The organism is Shewanella sp. 11B5 (genome assembly GCF_002836795.1).
GTDB classification, from domain to species: domain Bacteria; phylum Pseudomonadota; class Gammaproteobacteria; order Enterobacterales; family Shewanellaceae; genus Shewanella; species Shewanella frigidimarina.
Map to the genome: position 1 here is coordinate 1 of NZ_PJAP01000434.1, position 4,871 is coordinate 4,871.

Annotated in this window: 2 protein-coding genes; one reads left to right on the top strand and one right to left on the bottom strand. The window is 40.1% G+C overall.

The window, feature by feature from the left end; translation table 11 throughout:
- Positions 1–252 precede the first annotated feature (252 nt).
- Positions 253–3,258 carry a UvrD-helicase domain-containing protein gene (locus tag CXF78_RS10130; RefSeq protein WP_102036703.1) on the bottom strand — a complete coding sequence of 1,002 codons (3,006 nt, stop codon included), beginning with the start codon at positions 3,256–3,258 and terminating at the stop codon, positions 253–255.
- Positions 3,259–3,878: 620 nt separating this feature from the next.
- On the opposite strand from CXF78_RS10130, the gene CXF78_RS10135 reads away from it, so the two are divergent.
- Positions 3,879–4,871, top strand: a 993-nt coding sequence (locus CXF78_RS10135; protein WP_102036704.1) for a Kelch repeat-containing protein, incomplete at its 3' end; no start/stop codon positions are given.

The following is a 4,871-nucleotide window of genomic DNA, read 5'->3' on the forward strand; positions in this document are numbered from 1 at the left end:
ATAAACGTATCAATATTAACTTTGGTTATTACTTCTAAACCGTTGTGTTAGCCAATGATTTTTTGTTTATATCTCCCCCGATTATTAACAAAACTCTGAAGGTAATTAGACTTTTTTTAGATATATTTATAAACAACATACCAATTGGATAATATATTCTCTTTCAATATTTAATCATTTTCAACATTGTGCCAATATGCATTTAAGTAAACTACTTAAATGCATAAAGGTGTTATGTTGTTAACTTTTATCTTAACTTATCGAAATCTTATTCAGTTTGGGTTTAAGTGATTTTTGGGCTGTATTAATGGTATTGCTACAACTAGGCACGTTGTTACCCCGATAATTTTTGCAGCCCCAAAAAGCCCCTCTAGCACTTTCTCTTAAGCTCATATCACCACCACAGACGTTACATAGCGGCGCCATATGGGCACAACTGTCATTGAGGCATACCTTGAAACCGACAAAACGTTTGCGTGTCATCGGACTGCCGCATTCGTCACAGCCTGTTTCTTTGTGATCGCATAATGGAAAGTGTGAGCAAGAAAAGAATGATGTGAACTTGCCCACTCGTGGTTTTAATATCCCAGTTGTACATCGGACACAGTTAATTTGTTCGAACAAGGATTGCACTAAAGACGTACTAAATTCTTGTTGTTCAACGGCATAATCTTGTTGGATCAGTTCCACAATAAATGGGCTCACATTGGTCATATCGGCGATAACGTAAACTCGGTGCTTTGCACGGGTTAGCGCGACATAGAATAAACGCCGTTCCTCTGCAAACTCAAAATTTTCAGCTTTAGGTAAAAACGCATCAAGTAAAGGTGGCGTTATTTTTTTCGACGGAAATCCATGTATGCCTTGGGTCATTCCCATGATCACCACATAATCGGCCTCTTTACCTTTTGAAGCATGAAACGATAAACACTCAATCACGAACATCGGGTATTTAGCCGTTAACTGACGCAACATGTCTTTATCTGGCAACTGAAACCAGAAACGTGCCAGTAAGTATACTGTCGGTTTAGCTTTAAGCTTATCAACAGCTTGAGTAACGCGGACGGACAGAGCATTTAAGACTTGCTCTAATGCGTTGTTACTCGGCTCATCTTTAGTTGCGCCCTCATTGGTACCACGACGAAGTATTGATACTGCAGGCTTGGCAACTTGTACCAATGAATGGATATCTTTGTTGAGTTGATGCGGATTTTTACTCACAAAAGCGCTAGCCACTTCACCGATACGGTTATTAAATCTAAAAGTAAGATCCAAATACGTTTCGCTGGCATGGCCAAAATAACGTTTAAATTGAGTCGTTAAACGGACATCCGCACCACTAAAGCGATAAATAGCCTGCCAATCGTCGCCAACACAAAATAATGAAGTATCGCTGTTACCTTTTTTCGTGCGCGAATCTCGCAAGGCTCGCACTAAACGTGCTCTGGGTTCTGAAATATCTTGAAACTCATCGACCATGATATATTGCCATGGGCTGACATATTGACCACTTTGCAGGTATGCGAGCGCTTTGGCTATCATGTCCTCAAAGTCGATATCACCGTGAGCAGATAAATACTGTTGATACTGCTGTAAAATGGGTTGGAGTAATTCAAATGCTTTACGCGTTTGGGTAGCATTGGCAAATACCTTTTCCAGCCCGGCCTCGTCAATACAAGCGGCTTTGTACAAGCCAATGAGCTGGCTAAACAATTTTGCCAGCTCAGTGACTCGTCCCTGTTCATAAAGAGTTGCCAATATCGCTTCATCAGGTAAAGGTGAGTAGTTAACCTTAAATACCGTTAAAGCTTTTTCAAGCTTATTAATTAACTGACTTTTCTTGTGCTGATAATAAAATAATTCGATGCAGTTGGTTTGGCACTGATGATGTAACTGCCGTTTCCATTCCATTGATGTTAAATATGCAGCTTGATCGATAAAAGGAGCCGTATTATTGGCTTCATCAATGCCATAATATTCAATATAAACCTCATATTCAGGTAGATAAAAATCAGCTTGATACTGGCGAAAATCAACCGTGCTGACATCAAATTCATACTTGGCTTCATATTGATATTCAATGCCATTGGTAAACAGCCAATTGGCGATATGCAACTCACCAAAACTTTTGACCCTTTCACCTTTCAATGAGCGAATGTCGTTATCATTTAAATATTCAAAATACTCACCTTGTGTTGAAAATTCGAATGGGCTTTTTTCAACGTAATAATAACGACTAAAATAGTCAAAAAGTTGTTTACGATAAGATTCATTTTTAATCAAAACTTCTAATCTATCATGCACCCATTTGTCTTTGGCGGGTTCATCATTTACCCACGCTGATAAGCTAGGTTTCACGCCTTCAACATCGGCAATAATTTTCAGGCCTAAACTGTGAAAAGTACTGGCCTTAATATCATCACTGCCCAGCTTATGTTTAATTCGCAGATCCATTTCCATGGCGGCTTTTTTGCCATAAGCAAGCAATAGAATGTCATTAGCTTGAGCTTGACCACTATTCACTAGATAACCTGCTCTGCCCACCATTACGCTGGTTTTCCCCGTTCCAGCGCCCGCGAGAAGCAGATTACTATCATCATCGATAATACATGCTCGACGCTGTTTATTGGTTAGTGGATTTGACTCAACATGATCAAAAAAGCCCGCAAATGCAAGCAACTGTGATTGAATATAGCTTTCACGTAAGCGCTCTATATCCGCTTTATTCCAGTGATAAAAATCGTGTAATTGAGTTAATGCGGTACGTATATTAGCGGGTAGCTCAGCCCCTTCACTCCAAGGGAACCAGCGAAAGTACTCACGTTCGATTCTAGCGCGCATTTTGTCTACTAATGACTGGCGTAAATACCGACTCGATGTGGCTTTTTCAACTCGTAATATCAAATCGCACAGCGATTTTTGATGAGATAAAGCCCAGAGTAATTCGACCTGTTGCTTAAAATCAGATTTAGCAAAATAACTTAAAAATGGAATTTGATAATGGGTACCTGCAGCATTAAAGCTCAATAAGTTACCGAGTAAACTGGCACTAAACAGTGGCGGGTGATCTAATTGCTGCCATGATAACTGCCCAATAATAAGCTGTTTATTGTTATGCCGAAATCTTGCTAAAAATTGGCCATGGCTAGGTATAAAGGTAATACCCTCTTGCGTCAATTTGATCGCATTTACGTCACGCTGATACAAATGCCCAAACCAACTATGAGGGATAAAGCTAACTGAATTTTCTGATGACAAAGTAAAACCTACGACTAAATGGTTTCAGGGGGTAACCGACTCATATTTAAGATAACGTGACAGTAAATAATGAGCAATGATGGATTTAACTTGATAATACCCGCTGTGAGCGTTTCAGGGAATACGGTTGGTAAAACTCGGCTTACCCTAAACAAACAAAACGGGTATTTTTGATAGCGGTAGTTTGACTCAATATAACGTTAACATGCTGTAAGCAGTTTGATGATTAACGGTGTTTGAGACATTATGACGAATGATGTTGTATTAATTCATGATAAAAAACAGCACATACAAGCAAAATTACACGTTTACGCTATAAAATAACATCAACAACCGCATGGCCGTTTTATGTAAAAATACATCACAATGATTCTATTATTTTTGTTACTGTGGCTTATTGCAATCTCACTCGTTAACGGTGAATACTATTCACAAAACAGCTAATGCAATACAACATTCACTCATGTAAAAATCCCCGACTTAGACCAGAATGTTGTGGTGCCTCACGAATAAGGGTGAATAAATTATTCGTTATCTGCGTCGGGATTGGGATTAAACATTAACCGAGATAATATCTGCTTTTTGCATACATTACTGACTTCGCATTTAAGGATTAACCCATGCACAACGCTTCATTACCGCCAGTGATGACATCGATACTATCGTCATTAAAAGGTACTTCTAGTGTTATTCAATCATTAGTACTCATCGGGGCTTTGTGTATTACTACAGTTGATGCCGCACCACTGCAAAACACATCAATTGCCACTATTCCCCAACCTGTGAGTAATAATGCCATCGCATTGGTACACAGTAACAACAAAAGCTATTTACTCAGTTTTATGGGGCTAGCCCCAGAGAAAAACCATCTCGCGGTACACAATCATGCTTGGGCGTTATCACTTACAGAAAAAAATGCACAGTGGAAGTCAATTGCAGATGTCCCTCACATTGCGCCTTTAGCGGGCAGATTGGCGTCAATTGCCATAGGTATTAACGATAAGGCGTATGTGTTTGGCGGTTATACCGTGGCCGACAATCATGACGAAATTAGCACAATTGATAATTACCAATACTCGATTAAGACCAATCAATATACTCGTATTGCCGACATGCCAGTGGCCGTTGATGACACCACTGCAGTAGCATATCAACAGCGTTACATCTATTTATTTAGCGGCTGGCACAACGACGGCAACGTCAATTTAGTCCAAGTGTATGACACCCAGACCAACACTTGGGCTCAAGCGAGCCCAATACCAGCACCGGCTGTATTTGGTCAAGCAGTAGGAATGGTAGGTAATCAGCTGGTGTTATGCGACGGCGTAAAAGTACAAGCTAATATCAACGCGCGCCGCAGTTACCAAGCATCACCCGTGTGTTTGTATGGTGAGGTCAATCCAGATAACCATTTGCGAATTGATTGGCAATTACTGCCGCATTACTCTGTCGCGGCTAATATCAACGCAAGTAAATCTACAATAACTGAATCAAACGTCAACCCATCAATAGCAAACATAGCGGAATCAAACACTGCTGCAACTGCTACAGCACATTACCGCATGGCTGCTACCGGGATTAAAACAGCAACTGGTGGCCAAATTGTATTTTTA